The following is a 20,531-nucleotide window of genomic DNA, read 5'->3' as shown; positions in this document are numbered from 1 at the left end:
TATTTTTCCGCGATTATATTATCGTCTAAGATTTTCTCAACATGACATAATAACTACTTATAAAGTACAGTTTAGCTAAATCAAAAGGTGAAATGTTTGTTTTTTATCTCTCTAAAAACACACCCTATACCTTTAGCTAGTCATTACGAAGGAATGAACTAAAATAACATGCAAAAAAAACAAATAAATATTATGATCTAATTCTTATTTTTATCCATTAACCGAATTTTATTGATAATTTATGTATTTGAAAATAAATAGCCATTTAAGTCGCCGTACCCTTTCCTTTGGCCTTTTGATGGTTTTTTTGATCGTTTCAACAGCCATATCGCTAAGCTACAATCATTCAAATACTGATAAAAAACAGGCACCTAAAATAGCCAAGCCCAAAAGCATTCATATTCCAACCCCAGCTCCGACATCTGAAATGGTTTCAGGGGTTGTGAAATACTCTTTTGTCAGTTCTATACTATCCTCTGGTTTGACGAACAATGAATTAAAATCACTATTGAGTCTATTAGGTGATAATTTTGACATTATTAAATCAGTTAACAACGGTGATAAGTTTTCAATAAAAACCCAACATGATGGTACAAAAACAGAATATGTCAGTGCTTTTTACTATTTAGGTAGTGATATAGAATTTTTTGCTATGAGAGGGGCGGATGATAATATCTATAACGAAAATGGATATAAAATAAACAATGACTATGTATTCCCTCTTGCTAAGCATTATCGAGTGAGTTCATCATTCGATTTAAACAGGAAACACCCTATAACGAATCGAATTGCACCTCATTTTGGAACGGATTACGCGACACCTATTGGCACAGAGATTCATTCGTTGTCCAACGGTGTCGTTTTGAAGTCTCGATATAACCGTTTCGCAGGTAACTACTTAACCATAAAACACACTGATGGAAACTATGCGCGCTACCTTCATCTTTCAGAAAGACATGTCTTAGCTGGGGAATACATCACTAAAGGTCAGATAATCGGTCTTACTGGGAATTCAGGCCGAACAACTGGACCTCACTTGCATTTAGAGCTTTCGGTTGCTGGAGTACCAGTTAACTTCGAACAATATATCAATACAGACAGAAGTTATAACAACCAATTCATTTATATCGCTCAAGCAGAACGTAAACAGTTGATGAAAAATCTCGTTCAATCAAATCAACCACAGACATAACCCCATAGGATTATGTCTCCAGTCGGATCTTCGAGATAAAACACTCAATGCAATAGTATTTTATCTTTCAACAATTGGCGACACACAAAAACTTACTTTTCGCCGAATCCATTTCAAATCATCAACTGTTAAATCAAATGCCTGCTAGATGGATTACAGCATTTGAAATCTCTACGTATGCGCCCCTTACAATCGCTCACTGCAATAATATTGCCTGTAAGGACTTTCACTCTGATTAATCTAGGGCAACATAGCGCTTTACACGCCCTAACGAACCCTTACAATGTGCAGCAAATATATTTATCAAGGTTTATCTCTATGTCTATTCAATGGTTTCCGGGTCACATGCATAAAGCCCGCAAAGAAATCGAAGAAGTTATCCCACAAGTTGATGTGATCATCGAAGTACTGGACGCTCGTATCCCGTTCAGTAGTGAAAACCCTATGATCTCTTCACTGCGCGGCGATAAGCCTTGTGTAAAAGTGTTAAACAAGCGCGATCTTGCAGACCCTGAGCTAACTGAGCGTTGGATTGAGCACTTCGAAAAAGAGCAAGGTGTTAAGGCTATTGCGATTACCACCAGCGCTAAAGAAGAAGTTAACCACGTTATGGAGCTAGTGCGTAAACTGGCACCGCACCGTGAACAGATGGGCAAGAACATTCGCACGATGATCATGGGTATCCCGAACGTAGGTAAATCGACAATCATCAACTGCTTGGCCGGACGTACGATTGCGGTAACTGGTAACCAACCTGCAGTAACTCGTCGCCAACAACGTATCAATCTGCAAAACGGCGTGATCCTTTCAGATACTCCTGGGATCCTTTGGCCTAAAGTAGAAAACCCACACAGTGGCTTCCGCTTGGCTGCAACAGGTGCTGTAAAAGATACAGCAATGGAATACGATGAAGTGGCATTTTACACAGTAGAGTACCTAGCAAAACAGTACCCTAACCTTTTGCAAGAGCGCTACCAAATTGAAGAGCTGCCTGAGTCTGACATCGAACTGATGGAAGCGATTGGCCGTAAGCGTGGTGCACTTCGTGCCGGTGGTCATATCGACATTCACAAATGTTCAGAAATCCTGCTTCACGAATTGCGTAATGGCACTTTAGGTAAGGTAACGCTTGAGTTGCCAGAAATGATCACACAAGAGCTGATCGAAGTTGAAGAAGCGGCTGCGCTGAAAGCGGAACAACAGATTAAGAAAAAAGAAGAGCGTCGTAAGCGTTACCTGAAGAACAAGCGTTAATCGCGATTAGTTTTTATAATCTGCTTTAATTTCTGTTTACCACTCTTACACCAGCCTCTAGATATTCACGCTCTATCGATAATAGAGCGTGAATATTGCCCGCTACCGTTTGTTGATCTAGCTAACATACTGACAAATCTATAGAAATGGTCGTTTACAATCCCAAAGACTGTGACATACTACGCAAATTATTGTGTATCAATCTCGGCTAATTTCTCAATGCGCTCTTATTCTGGGTTCAAGAATCAAAGATTTAAAACCTATTTCGATAATGAAATTTATTTGCCGTACATAAATTTCATCTACATCCCTATCTCAATATTCTGTGCTTTTATCGTCACCGACTACATCCACTTTGGTAGCGAGTGCATTACGCCTATCATTTTCCGAGTCATACTTTTTTTATTGATGATGGCCGCCGCCAGATACTGTATTACAAACAAACCCAACGTTTTGGAACTCGTAGAAAGTGCCTTCCTTGTAATTAGCTCACTTTTCTTGGTCTATGTCGGTCGACTAGCCATCGAGCTGAACAACTTCGATTACCAAGGTGGCATCATTTTAGTGATGATCTACATTGGTACGTTTTCAAGATTGTCAGCCAGATACAGTATATCTACGCTGTCGTTTATCTTTTTGGCTTATCTCATCGGCCTTGCGCCACTGCTTTATGAAGCGGAGCCAGAGCATGAAATAGAAACAATTTCCGTTTATATCTCGGCTTACATCCTAATCTCAGCGGCCTGTGTTAGACGTGACCTGGAAGTACACAAACGTTTCGCTCAATCCGAGCAACTCCGCAAACAAGCGATTCAGCTTCGCAAGCAATCTAATATGTTCGAGGCCCTTTCCTATCAAGACGCACTAACGGGCTGCTACAACCGCCTTTATCTTCATCAGGTGATAGAACCGAGCATAGACCGTCAGCGATCCATTACATCGCTCATGATAGATATTGATCATTTCAAATCGATTAACGACACCTACGGCCATCAAATGGGTGACATGGTGATTAAAGAACTGGCCGATGAGATTCAAAAACGACTACCGACTAGCAGTAACTGCTTTCGATACGGCGGTGAAGAGTTTTTGGTGCTGGTCCAAGGAGAAACCGAGGCTTCAATTGAATCGCTGGTTAATGCCCTTTTAGAATCCCCTACTCGCCTTAGATTAGAAGTAACAATTTCAATCGGTGTGAAACATGCCCCTCAAGCCCTTGGTTCTGTCGAGCAGCTTATCGACGACGCTGACCAAGCACTCTACATTTCGAAAAAAGGCGGTAGGAATAAGATCACATGGTGTGATTAATCGCCCAATATTTCACGCATCTTTGCGAATCATTAAAACGACCACTAATTCAATCAAAAAAGCCCCGAGCAACTTAATACTCGGGGCTTTTGTCTTTGTTCTTCTGCTTTAAAATAGCTTCGTTAAGAACCTGCTACTCAGCAAAAAAACAGTATTCAACAAGAATCGACTAAGAATACACAACGCTCGCTGTTTTCTGTTCAAGTTCAACGGGAGAGCTCCAAGAAATCACTTTTTCATTCACTTGGCTGCCACATGGTGCGTTCCAAACTTGCTCTAGTTCTTCTTTGCCACCAATCGCCTGATAAAAAGCAATCGCTTGGTGGTTCTCAGACATCACCTCTAGGTAAAGCCCTGAGTCCGAATAGTATTGCTGCAACCACTTCGACAATTCAGACAACAGACGCTTGCCTACACCTCGTCCACGATAATTATTATCTACATGTAACGCATCGATGAACGTACCACGCTCAAAGTTGTGATTACCGAACGCGCAGACAAAACCAACCAGTAAACCGCCTTCCTCAAGCAATAAAACATGTTGGTTGAAAGGAGGATTAATCAAACGAGTCTGCCAAATAACAGATCTGTCCTCCAAAACATCATGTTCTAGGTAATCATCAGCAAGAATGCCACGGTAATATAGCTTCCAGCTATCCGCGTGTAATTGGGCAATCCGCTCATAATCTTTATATTCAGCTACCTTAATTTCCATTTATTAGCCCTTAGTACTTCCATTTATGACTTGCTACTACATTTCACACTACCTTTATACAATATTTAAGCAAAACATACTAATACACGTTTACACTTTCAATATTGACTTACACGTGTACGCTGATATTCTAGCGCACAGATGTAAGCCCAATGGAAATTTGCTAATGAATAGTGCCGACAAACAATCTACAAAAAAGCCGCCATTAATCTGGCTCAATATTTTTGTGTTCTCTTTTAGTATGCTGCTTGCTGTTGTAGCGGCTCCCGTTTATGGCTACTTTTTTGGCTATGGCATGGAGCACTGGATATGGCTAGCAATCTGCTTTACGTTCTGTAACCTTTCAATCACGACAGGTTATCACCGCTTATGGTCACATAAAGCGTTTGAAGCGCATTCAAGCCTAAGATTCCTGTTTGCATTAGGTGGTGCATTTGCCCTGCAGAACAGCGCGCTACACTGGTCTTCTGATCACCGTGTTCACCACAAGCATGTCGATAACAACGACAAAGACCCATACTCTGCAAAACGTGGATTTTGGTACTCACACATTGGCTGGATGATTCGTAATTACAGCACCTCAATGTACGAAAACTACGAAAACTGCCGTGACCTTAAAAAAGATAAGATTGTTATGTGGCAGCACAAGCACTATGTTCTGTTAGCATTACTAATGAATTTCGGTGTTCCTATCGCTTTAGGCGTGATTTACGGTGACGTGATTGGCATGTTGTTAATCGTAGGTGCAGTTCGTTTGGTACTTAACCACCACACAACATTCTTTATTAACTCTCTTGCTCACATCTGGGGTAGCCAACCTTTTACTGACAAAAACACAGCGCGTGATAACGGTGTGTTAGCAGTACTCACTTTCGGCGAAGGCTACCACAACTTCCACCACATCTTTGAGAACGACTACCGTAACGGCATCTACTGGTGGCAATACGATCCAACAAAATGGTTGATTAAGAGTGCTTCGTTGATGGGACTGGCAAGTAAGCTTAAGAAAACCCCTCAAGCTCGTATTGAGAAAGCTGAAGCGTCAATGTTACTTAAACGCACCCAGCAAAAAATCATGCATCGTGCCGACAAGCAACAAATCGCAGAGAAGCTTCAACAAGAGTTTGATGCTCTAGTATCAAACATGAACGAATATTACGAAGTTAAAAAACAGCTACTTGAAAGCAAGCGCGAAGACGTTGTGAAGAAGTACGAACACTCTGTTCTTAAGGTTCGTTATCAGCAAATCAAAATGAATTTCGAACAACAGAAGAAAAATTGGGCAATGACGGTTGAGCAATACGCTTAAGCTAAAACAGTACGCTTAACACCCCAGTAACAACACAGTTTGATTCTTATTCAAAAGCCCTCATATTGCTATGAGGGCTTTTTTTAATAAGCATAACCTACTCGGCTCTGGCCCTATGCTCTCGAGTTTGAATTGTGGATGGTAAGAACCATAGTTATTGGATTTCAGAACTCTTTCTTCATTCTGAATTTATACTTATATTACTTAAACTTACCGAGTTTAAAGCGAAGGAATTGAAAATGAGCAAACTGACTATTATTGCAACGATCGTCTCTAAAGAAGACAAAACTGAGCTTGTAAAAGCTGAGATGATTAAATTGATCGATAAAACCCGTGTTGAAGACGGCTGTATTAACTACGATCTGCACCAAGATAACAGTAACCCTGCTCACTTCGTTTTTCATGAGAACTGGGAGTCTGAAGTTCATCTAGAGAAACACTTAGCGAGCCAACACATCGCTGACTACATGGCTGCGACTGAAGATTGTATCGAAACCTTTGTGCTTAATAAAATGACGCACATTGCCTAACCAGTCACTCTGTACTGATTCAATAGAAAACCCTGCTCTGATCGCAGGGTTTTTCGTTTCTACAAGCTTATATCTGCTCATTCTAATAATGAAAAAACCCGCCAGAGTAGCGGGTATGGTCAATAATCATGACTGTCAAAGACAGATAGGTAACAACCATCAATCCAATATTGAGTGCCTCTTTACAGTGGCACTCTGACATTTCTTTTGCTGATCGCTAGCACGGGGGCACTAGTTAAAAGCACGAGCCAAAATGCCATTCCCTTGATATTGGTAAACACTTGAATTACTACTTACAAAGACTGATTCTCCGGGCTTAAGCGAAACTGACCGTCCTTCTGAAGTGACGGTCGCCTCTCCTTCCACACAGAACAAGATCTCCGCGCTACGTAGATACTGTGACTTGCTCTCATCAGTCGCAGACAAGATATCAAAGCCAAAGTCATCCACTGGAATCGGATAACTCATCTTGCCCTCTTTCAATACAGGCTTAAGGCGGATATCTTCTGGCTTAATCGGCTCAAAGATTGTGTTGTCGATAAGCTCAGGGACATCGATATATTTGGGAGTGAGACCGGCACGCAGCACATTGTCTGAGTTTGCCATAATCTCTAAACCCGTACCTTGAACATAAGCATGTGGGGTTTCTGCGAACAGGAACATCGCTTCACCGGGCGCCAGCTCAACCGTGTTAAGCATTAATGGCGCAAATAAGCCAATATCACCTGGATAATGCTGTTTGAATTCGATGCTGTATTGAAGAGCTTCACGCCCCATGACCGTTTTGGCTGGTCGCGCATGTGCAGCATAAAGCTCATTAAGCGCAGACGCTTTGCGGTCACCTTCAAGAGACATAATGGCGCTAAAGAACGACTTCAAAGAATCACTGTCGGCATTAGCTTTTAGTACATTAAGCTCAATCGCTAACGAAGGAATATCCGCTTCTTCGAACAAGGCAATAATGTCGTCGATTGGACGAAAGCCATTCATCGCTTTGTAGAAGGTCAACGCATAAACCAACTCAGGTTTATGGTTTGGATCTTTGTAGTTGCGATTAGACGCATTCAAAGGGATACCAAGTGCATTCTCACGCTCAAAACCTAATTCTGATTTTCGCTTGTTCGGGTGAACCTGAATCGATAACGGTGTTTCAGCGGCCAACACCTTAAACAAGAAAGGCAATTCACCGAAACGTGCCGCCGTGTATCCGCCTAAGACATCGATTTTGTTTTCATCAATCATGTGAGAAAGCGATTCACCGGTATCGCCTACCTTTGAACAACCATTTGGATGAGCACCCATCCATATTTCTGCTTGAGGTTCCTGGTTTGGGTTCACAATACCAAACAATTGGTTAATGGAGTCTTTGCTTCCCCATGCGTAGTTTTGAATAACGTTGTCGAGTTTAAATAGAGACATAATTACTTCTCATTAAAAATCTGGCTACCAAGCTTGAGCGTGGCGGCGATATTACGGGCAGTGCGAGTCAGGTTTTGATTCGCTTCTGATAAAACTTGGTCTAAAGACTGAGGTGAACGTACGGTTCCAAATAAGCTAGACATTGAGCCGTAAAGTTTTTCAACGTCTTGCCCCAAAGAGCCCGCAATTCCAATGGTTGGAATACTCAACTTTTGAGCTCGCTGAGCGATGCCGAAAGGTGTTTTACCTTGCAGGGTTTGGTTGTCCATCTGCCCCTCTCCGGTCACGACCAGTGAAGCACCTTCAAGAACCTTATCTGCATCCAAGGCATCTAATACCATCTCAATACCCGCTTTAATTTGGATATTGAATGCAAGACTTAACCCCAGAGGTGTACCACCAGCAGCACCAAATCCAGCTGTGTCGCGATGATTAGTACCCGTATGTGCTTGAGCGATATCGGCAAAGTGCCCGATCGCAGTATCAAGTTGTTCAACTTGAGCTTTTGATGCGCCTTTTTGCGGACCAAACACATTACTGGCTCCGCTTTCGCCACATAATGGATTATTCACATCACACGCGACCACGAACGTCACTTCTTTGCATCTAGGGTGCAGTCCTTCAAGATCGATGCTTGCTAACCGGCTTAATTCGGCGCCGCCACCAGATAGCTCGTTGCCTTGCTTGTCTAATAACTTGCCTCCCAACGCTTGTAAGATGCCAGCACCTGCATCATTGGTTGCGCTGCCGCCCAAACCAATAATGATTTGTTCAACACCTTGATCTAGTGCATCTTTGATCAATAGCCCAGTACCAAACGAAGATGCGGTTAACGGTGCTCTTTCTTCTACGGTTAATAGGTCTAAACCCGATGCTTGAGCAAATTCCACCAAGGCAGTTTTTACGTTGGCGCCATCAACAGTCTGTTCCAACGAAGCCCAATAAGCCGTACATTCACGCCCGATTGGATCCGTCGTGTGCAGCCGTTGCTTCTTACCATTGAGCGCCTCTAGCAACACGTCTACCGTGCCTTCTCCGCCATCGGCGAGTGGCATTTTCACAAACTCTGCGTAAGGGAAAACATCGGCAAATCCACGCTCAATGCAAGACGCAACTTGATGAGCGTCGAGTGATTCTTTAAATGAATCAGGGGCAATTACAATTTTCATTGTCGTTCACCATTCCCGCCCACCAAGGTGAGCGGGTTATCGAAATTAGAATTTGATTTGGAATGTTTTTGCTTGGCAAGGTGCTATCTGGCCGAACTCTTCAGATGCTACATCACCTTCGCGTACGCGCTCGTCCATGCTTGTCTCTTTCCAGCTTGAAACCGCTTGAGTAAAAGAGATTGAATCCGATACTGAACCCGATTCTGCCGGGTTGTAGACACGCATGATCAGTGCATCTTCGTCTTCCGCTTTCTTCAGCACACTCAACACCGCGCCTGATTGTTGCTTAGACAGAAGGCTAAAACTCATAGGTAGGTTCTGCTCACCCACGTTGAGCTTCATCGCGTTGTAAGGGATCTTGTTGTAGCATTCGATTTGAGTGACATTGTCACGTGCTTGCGCCATGATGTTCGCGTCAATATGGTTACCAGAGAAACCGCACAACGTGAATTCACACACTAACTTACCGCGCACTTGCGAATCTGGTGTCGGAATCTTGATGCCTGATGGACGGCCTGGGCGAAGCAATAGCTCTTCTTTACCCAACACGCCGATACCACGGAACAGTGTCAGTGCGAAGGTATCTCGGTTTTCGTCACCTTGAGATGCAATCACCTCAAATTCACGTAGACCATTCGACATAATCGCCATGCCCGCTTTGCCGTTTTCTAATGCAGCGAAGTTCATCAGTTGGTAAACCGGAACCGGTGCTTCTTTCCACTTCTCTTCTTCCCAAACCGCCATAGCAGGGTCATTGGTTGGTCGAGTAATACAACCGAACTGGTTGTCTGCAACCACAGTTTCAGAAACGAATGGCGTTGGTACTAAGACACGTACACGGTGGTCGTCGGCTTGGTTGTCTAGTTCCATACGTACTTCAATGCGGCGAGAACCTTGCTTCAATACCACTTGGCATTGCGCTTCAACGAATCCGTTTTGACCCGTGCGTTCTTCACGCTCTGCAAGGTTTGCAGGTACGTTCATTCGGAAAGCGATGTTCGCTACCGATTGGAAGCCTTGGTGGTCAATCGATGTTTCGACTGGGAACTCGTCTGAATACAGTAACCATTCTTGACGAGATGGAGAGTAATCGTACTCATCACCGTCATCAGAACCGTCTTCCAAACGAAGTACTTGGTCGAATACTTGCTCTGTCTCTTTATCGAAAATAGTCAGAGTACCGTTGTCGTTTACATTGATTCGGTAGTACTCGTTCTCTAGTAAGTAGTCTTTTTGTTCTGCAACTTTTACTGCACCCTTCTCGTTACCTTGGATGTGTAACGTGGTGAAGCCCATCGCTGGCACAATGCGTTTGATTTGAATATCAAACTCCATGAACGGGTCGTAGTTACCGTAGTGAACGATTTGACGGTCTACTTTACCCGGGTCAATTTGGCGCTTGTCTTGGATGAAGTACTCAACTAGGTTTTCGTTTTCATCAAAGATAGAGAACTCTTGAGCACGGATAGTGATAGTGGTGTTAACCACTTCTTCACGCTCGTATGGAGAAAGGTTGAACATCGCCAGTTTGTCGCAACCTTCGCGATCTGGCATGTGGTCAACAATCTTACGCTTGTAGAAGTGAATCAGGTTGGTCGCCATGTCGTCAGCAAGGATGTAACGGTTTAAGATTTCAGCGTGTACCTTGTCTGAACAACAGCAACCAATAGAGTCATGAGCGTGGTTCTTCATGCTCTCTTTCCACATTTTCTCAATCAAACCGTGGTGGTATTCAAAACCTAATGTCCAAGCGATAGACGCTAGCGGTTCTAAGATGTTTACAATCTTGTTTTCGATTTCTGCGTGGATCAGTTTGATGTCCATACGCGTAGAAGAGATCGTACGGTGAACACGCATGTATTTACCGTCGTTGAACTCGCCTTTGATTGTGTCGAGTTGGTCGCGCGCCGCTTCTACTTTCTCGAACACTTCTTCGTAACGGCTCATTGAGAATTCACGATCTGGGTAGATTTCGCGAAGCTTGTCCATTACTTCAAAGATGTCTTTTTGAATCGGCATTTGGTCGTGGCCGTTCGGTAGCAAGATATCTTTAGTCACCGATGGCTTTTCTAGCACTGGGAAGTACTTATCTAAACGAGCACGCAAGCCTTCTTCGTCTTGTGGAAGGTATTTACCAATCGCGTAACCCAGCGGAAGCACTTGTGCCGTTACTTCACTGCCGTCGTTTGATTGCCATAAGAATTCTGTTTTATTCGTGCCATGACGTTCTGAACAACCACGCCAGAACATTGCACGCGTGATGTCGAAACCGTTGTAGATCATCGGCAGCTGTGAGCTCATGCTGAATGAATCTGGTAGGTAACCGATCTTCATTGCATCGCCAAATTTCATACAGTCACGAATGCCATACATCATGTTGCGTACAATTGACTCACCAGAAACTTGCATTGTGTCGGTTTGAGAATACCAAGGGCCAATAATTAACTTGCCCGCTTCAACCAATGCTTTTACGCGCTCTGTGTTTTCTGGTTTGATTGCGAAGTAGTCTTCTAAAACGGCGGTTTGACCATCTAGAACGTAGTATTTGTATTCTGGATCGCTCTCCAGACGGTTCATGATTTCTTCCATGTTGTTCACAAGAAGAATACGAGACTCTTCTGTTGTGAAATACCATTCACGATCCCAGTGCATGTGAGGAGTAATATGTACGCGTGATGTAGTCATAATCATTTACCTAAATGTGTCGCTTCGAGTAAAACTAAAGTTCGAACCCAAATACGACTAAATTAAATTTTTTCAAGGGGTTAAAATTGGCTGCCACTAAATTTAGGGTGCAGAAAACCACGCCCAGAATCTGTGTGAATAAAACCGTTAGGAGCACAGGTATTTAGGACAGCCAGTTGTTTGTTATTTCTTATATATTGATTTCGTAGTGAGTTAGGAGCTAACTCAAAATTCAGTTAGTTCTGTGTTGCAGTACTTGCTTCAAACTTACCCTTTTTTACAGCGTGACCACGCCACATCAGAAGAGTAATGGTTGAAATCACTGTGCCGACAATCGCAGCACCGAACCAGATAGCAGCAGCAGAGAATGCGCCTAAACCAGAATCGTGTAACAAGAAGATAGAGAAGATACCTGCGCCCGGAGTCGATAGACCAATACCTGCCGCACCAACCATTGCACCTGTAACCACAGAGCCTAGTAAGAATGAACCGATTACACGGATTGGATCTTCAATCGCCATTGGGATTGCACCTTCGGTAATACCCGCTAGGCCAAGTAGCCATGTAGATTTACCGGTTTCAATCTCAAAGTCTTTGAATAGGCGTGGAGCAATCATGGTTGAAGCCGTTACGGTGAACGCTGATACCATTTTTACTGAACCAAAGATTGCGTATGGGCCATAAACACCGTTCGCCATTGCACCTAAACAGAATGCGTAAGCGGCTTTGTTTACCGGACCACCCAAGTCGAATGATACAAACAGGCCAAGAATCGCACCTAGAAGCAGAGCGTTAGTGCCTGACATACCGTTCAACCAATCCGTCAGACCTTGGTTTAGGAACGCAACAGGTTTACCGATAACAAACAGCATTAAGCTACCTGCTACCAAAGTACCAATCACCGGGTAAAGGTAGAAAGTAAGGAAACCGTTAAATGCAGGGCCCAAGCGAACATGCTCTTTCACCCAGCGCATCACGTAACCCGCAATCAAACCACCAACGACACCACCAAGGAAACCTGAACCAATGATGTTTGCTGCAATACCTGCGGCAAAACCAGGACCAAGTGCCGGTTTATCTGCTAATGAGTAAGCTGTGTAAGCCGCCAGTACTGGCACCATCAATGTACCTAATAGGCCGCCACCTAGTTTGCGATACATCCATAGCCAAGAATCTTTTGTTGCGTAGAGCTCTTGCAGGTCAAAAATTTGCGCGATAAGAACAGCAACCGCAAGAACAGTACCACCAGCAACGATAAGAGGAACCGCGTAAGAAATACCAGAAAGCAGTGCTTGTTTAAGCTCAGTTTTCAACGGTAGTTTCTTCGGTTTGTCATCGGTAGCAACTTTACGTTCTGCACCGTTACCTTTTTTCGACTCTTCAATCGCTTCATTAAGAATGCGTTCACCGTGCTTAATCGGTTCTGCAACTGGGGTTTCAACACGAGGAATGCCATTAAAGCGCTCAGATTCTTTAATCGCAACTTCAGCAGCAAACACACACGCTACAGCATTATTAAGTTGTTCCGCAGTTAAGCGATCTTCAATACCGTTTGCGCCCTGCTTTTCAACATGAACCTTGTAGCCAAGCTTTTTGCCGGCTTTTTCTAGGTATTCTGCCGCCATATAAGTATGAGCAATACCTGCAGGGCAAGCAGTAACGCATACAATTGTCGGCGCATTTGTATCTAAGTTGTCTTGTTTTTCTTCTTGCTGATTATCGCCATCAAGAAGCGCGAAGATTTCATCAGCGGTTGTTGCTTTTAATACTGCTTCACGAACATCGTCATCAACCAATGTGGTTGTCAGTTCGGTCAGCAGGTGCATGTGGGTAGAACCCGCTTCTGCATTTGGAATCGCAATTAGGAAGATAAGATTTACATCTTCGTCTTCATCCAAGCCTTTCCATTTCATGTCTTCTTTAAGCGTTGCTACAGCGAAGCCAGCTTCTTTAACCGCGTCAGTCTTGCCATGCGGTACTGCTAGGCCTTCACCAAGCGCTGTCGGGCCTTGCTCTTCACGAGCAAATACTGCATCAAGGTACTCTTGCTTGTTATGCAGTTTGCCTTGCTGATCCAGTTGGTCAGCAAGTGCGTAAATCGCTTCTTCTCGACTGCTAAACGTAGTTTGCAGATTTACGAGCGACTTATTCGTTAGAGTAGTAAGTTTCATAACCTTTGTCCCATAGTCACGGATTAGTACGACAGTCGTCCCTGTCGACGAGAAGAATAATACAACTTCAAGACATTTAATCCGTGATCACGATCTCATCAATACATATTTGTATTTAATTTGTATTTAAATCGTATTGGTAAATCCTTTAAGAAAGCTTGTTATGTATCGTTTAATTTGTATTATATGTACTACAAAACGCCGATACGACGCTCACACTAACCTTTTAAGCAAGGCTTATATAGAGCAAATTTACGTATTTAAGGTACAGGTTGTTAATCAAAGTCTAGTTGTCCTAGCGCACAAATGAGGCAAAAATGGCAAGACTCCCTATGTATCGCCAAATCGCCGATGCAATAAGAGAAAAGATCAGTTCTGGTGAATATAAAGTTGGAGAAGCACTCCCAACGGAAGCGCAATTGCGTGAAGTATTCTCGGTAAGTCGTGTAACGGTTAGACAGGCGCTGAAACTACTGATCGAAAACGATGAGCTGGAAAGCGTTCAAGGTAGTGGTACTTACGTCAAAGAGAACAAGATCAATTACGACATCTACAAACAGTCGAGCTTTCAAGAAAAGTGGGCGCATTTGGATGTGGTTACACACAGTGAAGTTCTGGCCTTCGAAATGAAGCCGTGTTCTTTGGCGATGTCTGAACATTTAGATATCAAAGAAGGCGAATTGGTTTTCTACGTAAAACGTGTTCGTTTCATAGACAACAATCCAATCACGGTTGAAGAAACTTGGTTACCTGTTGCCCTATTCCCAGATCTCACCTATCAAGTGATGCAGACATCAAAATACGACTTTATTGAGAACACCAAAGGCATGGTGATTGATCGAAGTGAGCAGGAATTGGTACCGATTCTTCCGCCTGAAGACGTTGCTAAACAGTTAGGTATTGACCCAGCTCAGCCTATCATTGAAAAACGTACTCGCGGTTACCTCGCCAATAACACGGTGTTTGAATACAGCCGTAACTACTTCACGTCTAACGATTACCGATTTACTTTGGTCGCAAGACGCCAGAGATAATGCTCATCAGCAAGTTTCGATAGTAGCAAAATGACCAACACAGAGAGCGCCTTGTTCTCTGTGTTTCTGAGCTGTTATTTCAATCATAAACCCAACTTTCCTCCCCAAATATTCCTAAACCAATATCAAGTAACCTCACGAAAGATCATTCACATTCATTTAAATACTGTTCTGGCGCTTTGACCATAAACTAAGCGCAAAATGACAAGAACAACAGTCGACAGGAATGTAGATGAATACCAAACAACTTGAGGACGCTGTAAGTGAAGTGAGCTTATTCAATCAGCACCTCCACTTAATCCAATCCGTGCATACCATTCCGACCCCAAAAATGAATTGGGAGTCGATTGCGATGGAACCTGCGCCGACAATGCCAACGGTTCGATTCGATCACTGTCTACTCATCAGACTAACACTTAGTTCGTCGTGTTAAATCACTTTATATACAAAACCATTATGTCGAAACACACTATCTCACGAACATCGCACCCATTAGCAAATACAATTTCATACACACGATTCCTACCAAAGCTACCTTTAGTTCTAATCGCTTTCTCTATGCCCCTATTCGCAGAAGAAGTTGAAGAAGTGGTACTCGAGGACGAAGTCGTATTAAATGAAGGTTCTGAGTTAAACGAAGAAGCTGAAGAATCGCCTTATTATAACTTGTGTTTTAGCGCTTACTTATGGGAAGTAAGTAGGCGTTAAACATAAGTAATCTTTAAATGTAAGTAAGCTTAAAAGCTAAGATTCTCACCTCTTTACTCCGATAAATACCCACCTCGTTACACGTTTCCTTCCAAAGTACAAAAAATACTCGCGATTTATAAAACAACACCACCATATGCAAATAGAACAACCAAAGGTGATCCAAGTTATATTCTAACAAGCCACAAAATTTGTTTATTAACATCTAAACAACAGTAGTTATTCACGATTTACAACCACAATTAACATCGAAAAAAATGTTTGTCTTAGATCATATCAACCTCAACTATGCCTCGTGCCACAGTGCAGTTTTCTGTACATTCATTGTCATATTCTGAAACACTTTCTTATATTTTTTAAACTTTGTGGAGATTTCTATGTTAGAGCTCTTGATCGGATTAGTGATTACTATTGCTGTTGGTTACTTTATTGTAAAAGGCTATAAAGCGGCGGGTGTATTACTAACTGCTGGCCTTGCCCTACTTCTTATCACCGGCCTTATTGGTCACACAGTCTTACCAGCTAAGGTAGCTTCAACAGGTAACATGGTTACCGACTCACTAGAATTTGTTAAATACATGCTTCAGTACCGCGGGGGCGGCCTAGGCATGCAAATCATGCTTCTTTGTGGTTTTGCTTCTTACATGACGCACATTGGTGCTAACAACGTGGTAGTGAAACAGTTCTCTAAACCGCTTGCTGCGATCAAATCTCCCTATGTACTTCTTGTTGCGGCTTACATCGTAGCGTGTCTGATGTCTCTAGCAGTAAGTTCTGCAACGGGTCTTGGTGTGCTATTGATGGCAACCCTATTCCCAATGATGACGGCAATGGGTATTTCTCGCCCAGCGGCAGTTGCAGTTTGTGCGTCACCTGCAGCCATCATTCTTTCACCAACGTCTGGTGATGTGGTTATCGCGGCAGAAAAATCAGGCATGTCTCTTGATGTGTTTGCTGTTCAAACGGTACTGCCTGTTTCTATCTGTGCGATCATCGTGATGGCGGGTGCGGCTTTCTTCTGGAACAAATACCTAGATAAGAAAGAAAACACACCAATGGAAAAAGTAGACGTTTCTGAAATCGAAACAACGGCGCCGGCTTTCTACGCTGCACTTCCATTCCTACCTATCATCGGCGTTTTCCTATTCAACGGTCGTACGATTCCAGGGCTTTCACTTGATATCTACACTATTGTGGTAGGTTCTATCTTCGTAGGCGCAGTTATCGATTACGTTGTTAAGAAGTTTGATGGCGAGAAAACACTAGAAGATCTAGACTCTTGCTACCAAGGCATGGCTGACGCGTTCAAAGGCGTGGTAATGCTGTTGGTTGCGGCGGGCGTATTTGCTCAAGGTCTAATGTCTATCGGTGCAATTGATAACCTAATCGGTCTTGCCGAATCTGCAGGCGCAGGCGGCATCGCATTGATGCTTATCCTCACAGGTCTAACGGTTGCTGCGGCAATTGCGACAGGTTCAGGTAATGCACCTTTCTATGCATTCGTAGAACTGGCTCCATCATTAGCGGCGAAAATGGGCTTGAACCCAGCGTTCCTAATCATCCCAATGCTTCAAGCATCGAACCTAGGTCGTACAATTTCACCAGTATCTGGCGTAATCGTAGCGACTTCTGGTATGGGTAAAATCAGCCCATTTGAAGTCGTAAAACGTACGTCTGTACCGGTAATCTGTGGTCTTATTACGGTTATCTTCGGTACGCTTGTATTGGTTCCAATGTCGGCGTAAGCCTTAAGTTTCTAATCTCAAAGAACGAAGAACAAACGAACACCAATACTGAATATAAAATGCGTAAACAAAAAGGCGCTGAACTTAATAAGTTCAGCGCCTTTTTTAATGTCACTTTCTCAACATCGTTAAAACTATCGAGACATGTACAAAATGTATAAACAGTCAGGCTTGAAATAGTGTTATCTCAAAGGAACAAGCCCTACTTCATTTCACCATAGCGTTCTAGATACAGAACCGTTGCAGCGGTACGGGAAGGCACTTGCAGCTTTTTCAACAAGCTTTTCATATGTACCTTAACTGTCGATTCAGAAATAAACAGGTGATCGGCGATCTGCTTATTACGGTAACCTTTCGCGACTTCTTGAAGGATCTGCATTTCACGTTCAGTCAGTTGTTCGAAGATATCATTGCGGCTTCCAGCATCATTTAGGTAACGAGCAACCACACTGCTGTAAGCCTTGTCACCGCTGTTTGCTTGCTTAAGCAGTTCAATTAACTCATCGGGTTCAGTGTCTTTCAACAAGTAGCCATCAGCGCCTGCTTTTACAATCGCTTCAATGTCTGCAGGGCTATCAGAAACCGTTAGAATAACAATGTTTGCGCTAGAACCGTCAGTGCGAAGTGCTTTCAAGGTATCTAAACCAGACATGCCCTTCATATTGAGATCCAAAAGGATCAAATCAGGTTCTTCTTCATGAGCAAGAGCAACCGCTTCAGTGCCGTTACTTGCTTCTGCAATCACTTCGAATTCGTCTTCAAAGCTCAGTAATTGGCTTATACCTCTGCGCATCAATGGATGATCATCAACCAGCATTACTTTACAAATCGTCAACTTTAACTTCCTTCAAACTTTTATATTTCAATATGACTGTACAGCCTTCACCTTGCGCCGCTTCAATCGTCAAGTCGCCATTCAGTCTTACCGCACGCTCCTGCATAATGCTCATCCCGTAGTGGTTCACCTTGGAACTACTTGAGTCAAAGCCATCTCCATTATCTTTTATCACGACTAATACTTCACCGTCCTCATCGATACAGCATACATCTATTAAGTCGGCATTGGCGTGTTTTATTGCATTTATTGTTGCTTCACGAATCAATTGAAGCAAGTGAACCTGACTATGCGCATCAAGCTCGATCGATGAGAGATTATTAGTGAGGTTAATCTTCGCATCGGTTCTCTCGCTGAGCGCCTCAAGCATGGTACTTAAGGCGTCTCCAAAGTTGCCCTCTTTAATGGTCAACCTAAATGTGGTGAGTAGCTCTCTTAACTGGGTATAAGCGTCGGCTAAGCCGTTTCCGATCTCAGACGCGATTTGTTCAGATTGCTCTCGGTGCTGTTGCTCTGGCAGTTTGCCAATCACACGCTTTAATAGTGTAACTTGAATTTTCAAGTACGACAGTGATTGAGCCAATGAATCGTGGAGTTCACGTGCAATCGTGGCACGCTCTTCCATGATAATAAGCTGTTCAGCTTTCTTTTGAGCACGATTGTAGTAGATCGCTCTCGATAGCAGTTGAATGAAGCTTTCGATCAGAGCTTTAGTTGAGTGCCCGTGGTGATATGAACAGTATAAATAGCCGAGAATAAGTTCGTTATCGTCGAGTTTCATCTCAAACTTTTCGTAGTCTAAATTCGAATCGTAACCTTCATCCATAATCAATGAACGGCCTGAGTTATCGACAATCTCGAGCCTCAGTGATCCAATCCCTTCCAAGCTCACGAGATGCTGCAAGATAGCTCGGAAGTTTTCAGGAGCAATACGCGTCACCGTGAGCTCTTGTGACGAGTTATAAAGTGCCTGCAGCGACTGGTTCGCATTTTGCAGCTCAATCGTCTTTGCATCCACCACATCTTCAAGGTTTCGATAAAGCACGCCTAAATCTTTGGCCATCGAGTTGAAGGTTTTGGTCAAAATGCCCATTTCGTTGTTACTGGTCACCTTGAGTTCTACCTCGAAGTCGCTGTTTTTGATTCTTTGGCTCGCACCGACAAGAGCATGTAGCGGTTTAACAACCTGTTTACGTACAAAGTGAACAACAAAAAGAGATATGACCAGAATCCCACCAAGGCCGATACCACCAGCCCACGCTAACTTTATTAACTTGTCTTCAGAGAACTCTTGCAGCTTATAAACGAAGCCATCGATTTCAGCCACGAAGTTTTCAACCAACACGAGATAGTGATCGCGCTCTTCGCTATTCAAGACCTGTTTTAGCTCATGCCAACGGCCGATAATTAAATAGTAATCTTCTGTGATGTCTGTCGGAACATTCCAACTGACCAAATTGGTCATGGATGGCGAGTAAAGAGAACTTTCGAATTCACGAATATGAGATTCATAATCGACAGATTCTATTTGAATATCATGGGCTAAACGGTAGCTTTGCATTCGCATTGAACCGGCCACGTTAACCGCTTCCGCATCATTCAAACTTGAAGCCAAAGTAAAGATGGCAAAGCCAGTCGTAGCAACCGACAACAGCAGTATAGAGAGCAAAGATTTTGCTATCGTACTTGTTACAGATGAAACCGGTTTTATAAGCAAAAGTGCCTTCCTATTGATAAATGACTTGCCAGCGATATCGTATTGTCACACATCAAAAATCATAGCTCCATTCAATATGTGATCACTCGCTCCGTAATTTATTGATCTAAGACAATATATGCCCCCAATTAGCCCTTAGGGGGTATTTATACAATTGTTTCTAAAACTACACTACTTGTGAGGACTCATTACAAGATATTAATAGAATAATGACCTACAATTACAATATCTTAGTAACATCTATAGGTATCTAGTGGTAGATCTATCAAAACGCCGTCTTTTTTCAAGACGAAAAGTTGACTCAAGCCAGATTCGTTTGCCTTGGATTGACAGCCTAGAAAGCTTTACAGATGACTGTACTCGCTGCGGTAAATGCATCGAGAGTTGTGAGACTAAGATAATCATTGTAGGCGATGGTGGTTTTCCCACTGTAGATTTCTCTATTGATGAGTGTACGTTCTGCTATCAATGTGCAGATGTTTGTCCCGAACCCATTTTTAAGCCAAAGCAAGGAGAGCCTTGGCAAGCAAAAGCACAAATCTCTGATAAGTGTTTAGCGCAACAAAATGTTGAATGCCGAAGCTGTGGTGACATGTGTGAACCTATGGCCATTCAATTTGAACTTAGAGCAGGCAGTGTTGCTCTACCAAAAATCGAGTTAGATGAGTGTAGCGGTTGTGGGGCCTGCGTAGCAATTTGCCCTACTTCGGCTATTCTTGTGAGTAATGCATAAAACAAAA

Annotated in this window: 17 protein-coding genes; 10 read left to right on the top strand and 7 right to left on the bottom strand. The window is 43.1% G+C overall.

Annotated features, from left to right (window positions below; genetic code table 11):
• Positions 1-241: 241 nt before the first annotated feature.
• From AB4585_RS18585 to AB4585_RS18575, 3 genes are all read left to right on the top strand, one after another.
• Positions 242-1,192 (top strand): peptidoglycan DD-metalloendopeptidase family protein, encoded by a 951-nt coding sequence (locus AB4585_RS18585; RefSeq protein ID WP_017064506.1) that lies wholly within the window; start codon positions 242-244, stop codon positions 1,190-1,192.
• Positions 1,193-1,510: 318 nt separating this feature from the next.
• Positions 1,511-2,446 (top strand): ribosome biogenesis GTPase YlqF, encoded by a 936-nt coding sequence (ylqF, locus tag AB4585_RS18580; RefSeq protein WP_009845440.1) that lies wholly within the window; start codon positions 1,511-1,513, stop codon positions 2,444-2,446.
• 282 nt (positions 2,447-2,728) lie between these two features.
• The gene (locus tag AB4585_RS18575; protein ID WP_017070587.1) at positions 2,729-3,754 is read left to right on the top strand and encodes a GGDEF domain-containing protein; all 1,026 of its coding nucleotides are present in this window, start codon (positions 2,729-2,731) and stop codon (positions 3,752-3,754) included.
• 169 nt (positions 3,755-3,923) lie between these two features.
• Here the strand turns inward: AB4585_RS18575 and AB4585_RS18570 are convergent, their stop codons facing one another.
• Complete coding sequence (locus AB4585_RS18570) at positions 3,924-4,469, bottom strand: N-acetyltransferase (protein WP_017062600.1); 546 nt, start codon at positions 4,467-4,469, stop codon at positions 3,924-3,926.
• 166 nt (positions 4,470-4,635) lie between these two features.
• Here AB4585_RS18570 and AB4585_RS18565 point away from each other — a divergent pair, with 166 nt between their 5' ends.
• Both AB4585_RS18565 and AB4585_RS18560 read left to right on the top strand, forming a co-directional pair.
• Entirely contained in the window at positions 4,636-5,778 is a 1,143-nt protein-coding gene (locus tag AB4585_RS18565) for a fatty acid desaturase (RefSeq protein ID WP_017062601.1), read from the top strand.
• 239 nt (positions 5,779-6,017) lie between these two features.
• Complete coding sequence (locus AB4585_RS18560; protein ID WP_372170535.1) at positions 6,018-6,308, top strand: putative quinol monooxygenase; 291 nt, start codon at positions 6,018-6,020, stop codon at positions 6,306-6,308.
• Positions 6,309-6,539: 231 nt separating this feature from the next.
• On the opposite strand, the gene manA is transcribed toward AB4585_RS18560, so the two are convergent.
• The 4 genes from manA to mngA all read right to left on the bottom strand — a co-directional run bounded on the left by manA (position 6,540) and on the right by mngA (position 13,752).
• Positions 6,540-7,727: a mannose-6-phosphate isomerase, class I gene (gene manA / locus AB4585_RS18555; protein ID WP_017070588.1), complete on the bottom strand. Its 1,188-nt coding sequence runs from the start codon at positions 7,725-7,727 to the stop codon at positions 6,540-6,542.
• A 2-nt stretch (positions 7,728-7,729) separates the two neighbouring features.
• Positions 7,730-8,896, bottom strand: a complete 1,167-nt coding sequence (locus tag AB4585_RS18550; RefSeq protein ID WP_372170533.1) for a glycerate kinase — start codon at positions 8,894-8,896, stop codon at positions 7,730-7,732.
• A gap of 45 nt (positions 8,897-8,941) precedes the next feature.
• Positions 8,942-11,581, bottom strand: coding sequence for a mannosylglycerate hydrolase (gene mngB / locus AB4585_RS18545; RefSeq protein WP_372155610.1), 2,640 nt, complete (start codon positions 11,579-11,581; stop codon positions 8,942-8,944).
• Between the two features lie 236 nt (positions 11,582-11,817).
• Positions 11,818-13,752: a PTS 2-O-a-mannosyl-D-glycerate transporter subunit IIABC gene (gene mngA, locus AB4585_RS18540; protein WP_372155611.1), complete on the bottom strand. Its 1,935-nt coding sequence runs from the start codon at positions 13,750-13,752 to the stop codon at positions 11,818-11,820.
• A gap of 317 nt (positions 13,753-14,069) precedes the next feature.
• Between mngA and AB4585_RS18535 the strand changes: the two genes are divergently transcribed.
• From AB4585_RS18535 to dcuC, 4 genes are all read left to right on the top strand, one after another.
• A complete protein-coding gene (locus AB4585_RS18535) occupies positions 14,070-14,786 on the top strand; it encodes a GntR family transcriptional regulator (protein ID WP_009845448.1) in 717 nt (238 codons plus the stop codon).
• 232 nt (positions 14,787-15,018) lie between these two features.
• Positions 15,019-15,219: a hypothetical protein gene (locus AB4585_RS18530; RefSeq protein WP_080582262.1), complete on the top strand. Its 201-nt coding sequence runs from the start codon at positions 15,019-15,021 to the stop codon at positions 15,217-15,219.
• A gap of 23 nt (positions 15,220-15,242) precedes the next feature.
• Positions 15,243-15,494, top strand: coding sequence for a hypothetical protein (locus AB4585_RS18525; RefSeq protein WP_133151380.1), 252 nt, complete (start codon positions 15,243-15,245; stop codon positions 15,492-15,494).
• 377 nt (positions 15,495-15,871) lie between these two features.
• The gene (dcuC, locus tag AB4585_RS18520; protein WP_017062608.1) at positions 15,872-17,239 is read left to right on the top strand and encodes an anaerobic C4-dicarboxylate transporter DcuC; all 1,368 of its coding nucleotides are present in this window, start codon (positions 15,872-15,874) and stop codon (positions 17,237-17,239) included.
• 202 nt (positions 17,240-17,441) lie between these two features.
• Here the strand turns inward: dcuC and AB4585_RS18515 are convergent, their stop codons facing one another.
• On the bottom strand, positions 17,442-18,074 hold the full coding sequence (locus AB4585_RS18515) for a response regulator (RefSeq protein WP_372155612.1): 633 nt from the start codon (positions 18,072-18,074) through the stop codon (positions 17,442-17,444).
• Positions 18,061-19,791, bottom strand: a complete 1,731-nt coding sequence (gene narQ, locus AB4585_RS18510; protein ID WP_372155613.1) for a nitrate/nitrite two-component system sensor histidine kinase NarQ — start codon at positions 19,789-19,791, stop codon at positions 18,061-18,063. Before narQ ends, AB4585_RS18515 begins: the two co-directional genes overlap by 14 nt.
• A 253-nt stretch (positions 19,792-20,044) precedes the next feature.
• Between narQ and napF the strand changes: the two genes are divergently transcribed.
• Positions 20,045-20,524 carry a ferredoxin-type protein NapF gene (gene napF, locus AB4585_RS18505; protein WP_017062611.1) on the top strand — a complete coding sequence of 160 codons (480 nt, stop codon included), beginning with the start codon at positions 20,045-20,047 and terminating at the stop codon, positions 20,522-20,524.
• The last annotated feature ends 7 nt before the right edge of the window (positions 20,525-20,531 follow it).

This window comes from Vibrio sp. 10N.222.49.C9, from assembly GCF_041474985.1.
Classification (GTDB): domain Bacteria; phylum Pseudomonadota; class Gammaproteobacteria; order Enterobacterales; family Vibrionaceae; genus Vibrio; species Vibrio crassostreae_C.
The sequence above is the reverse complement of the archived record's forward strand: the minus strand, read 5'-3'. Positions and strand labels throughout refer to the sequence as shown.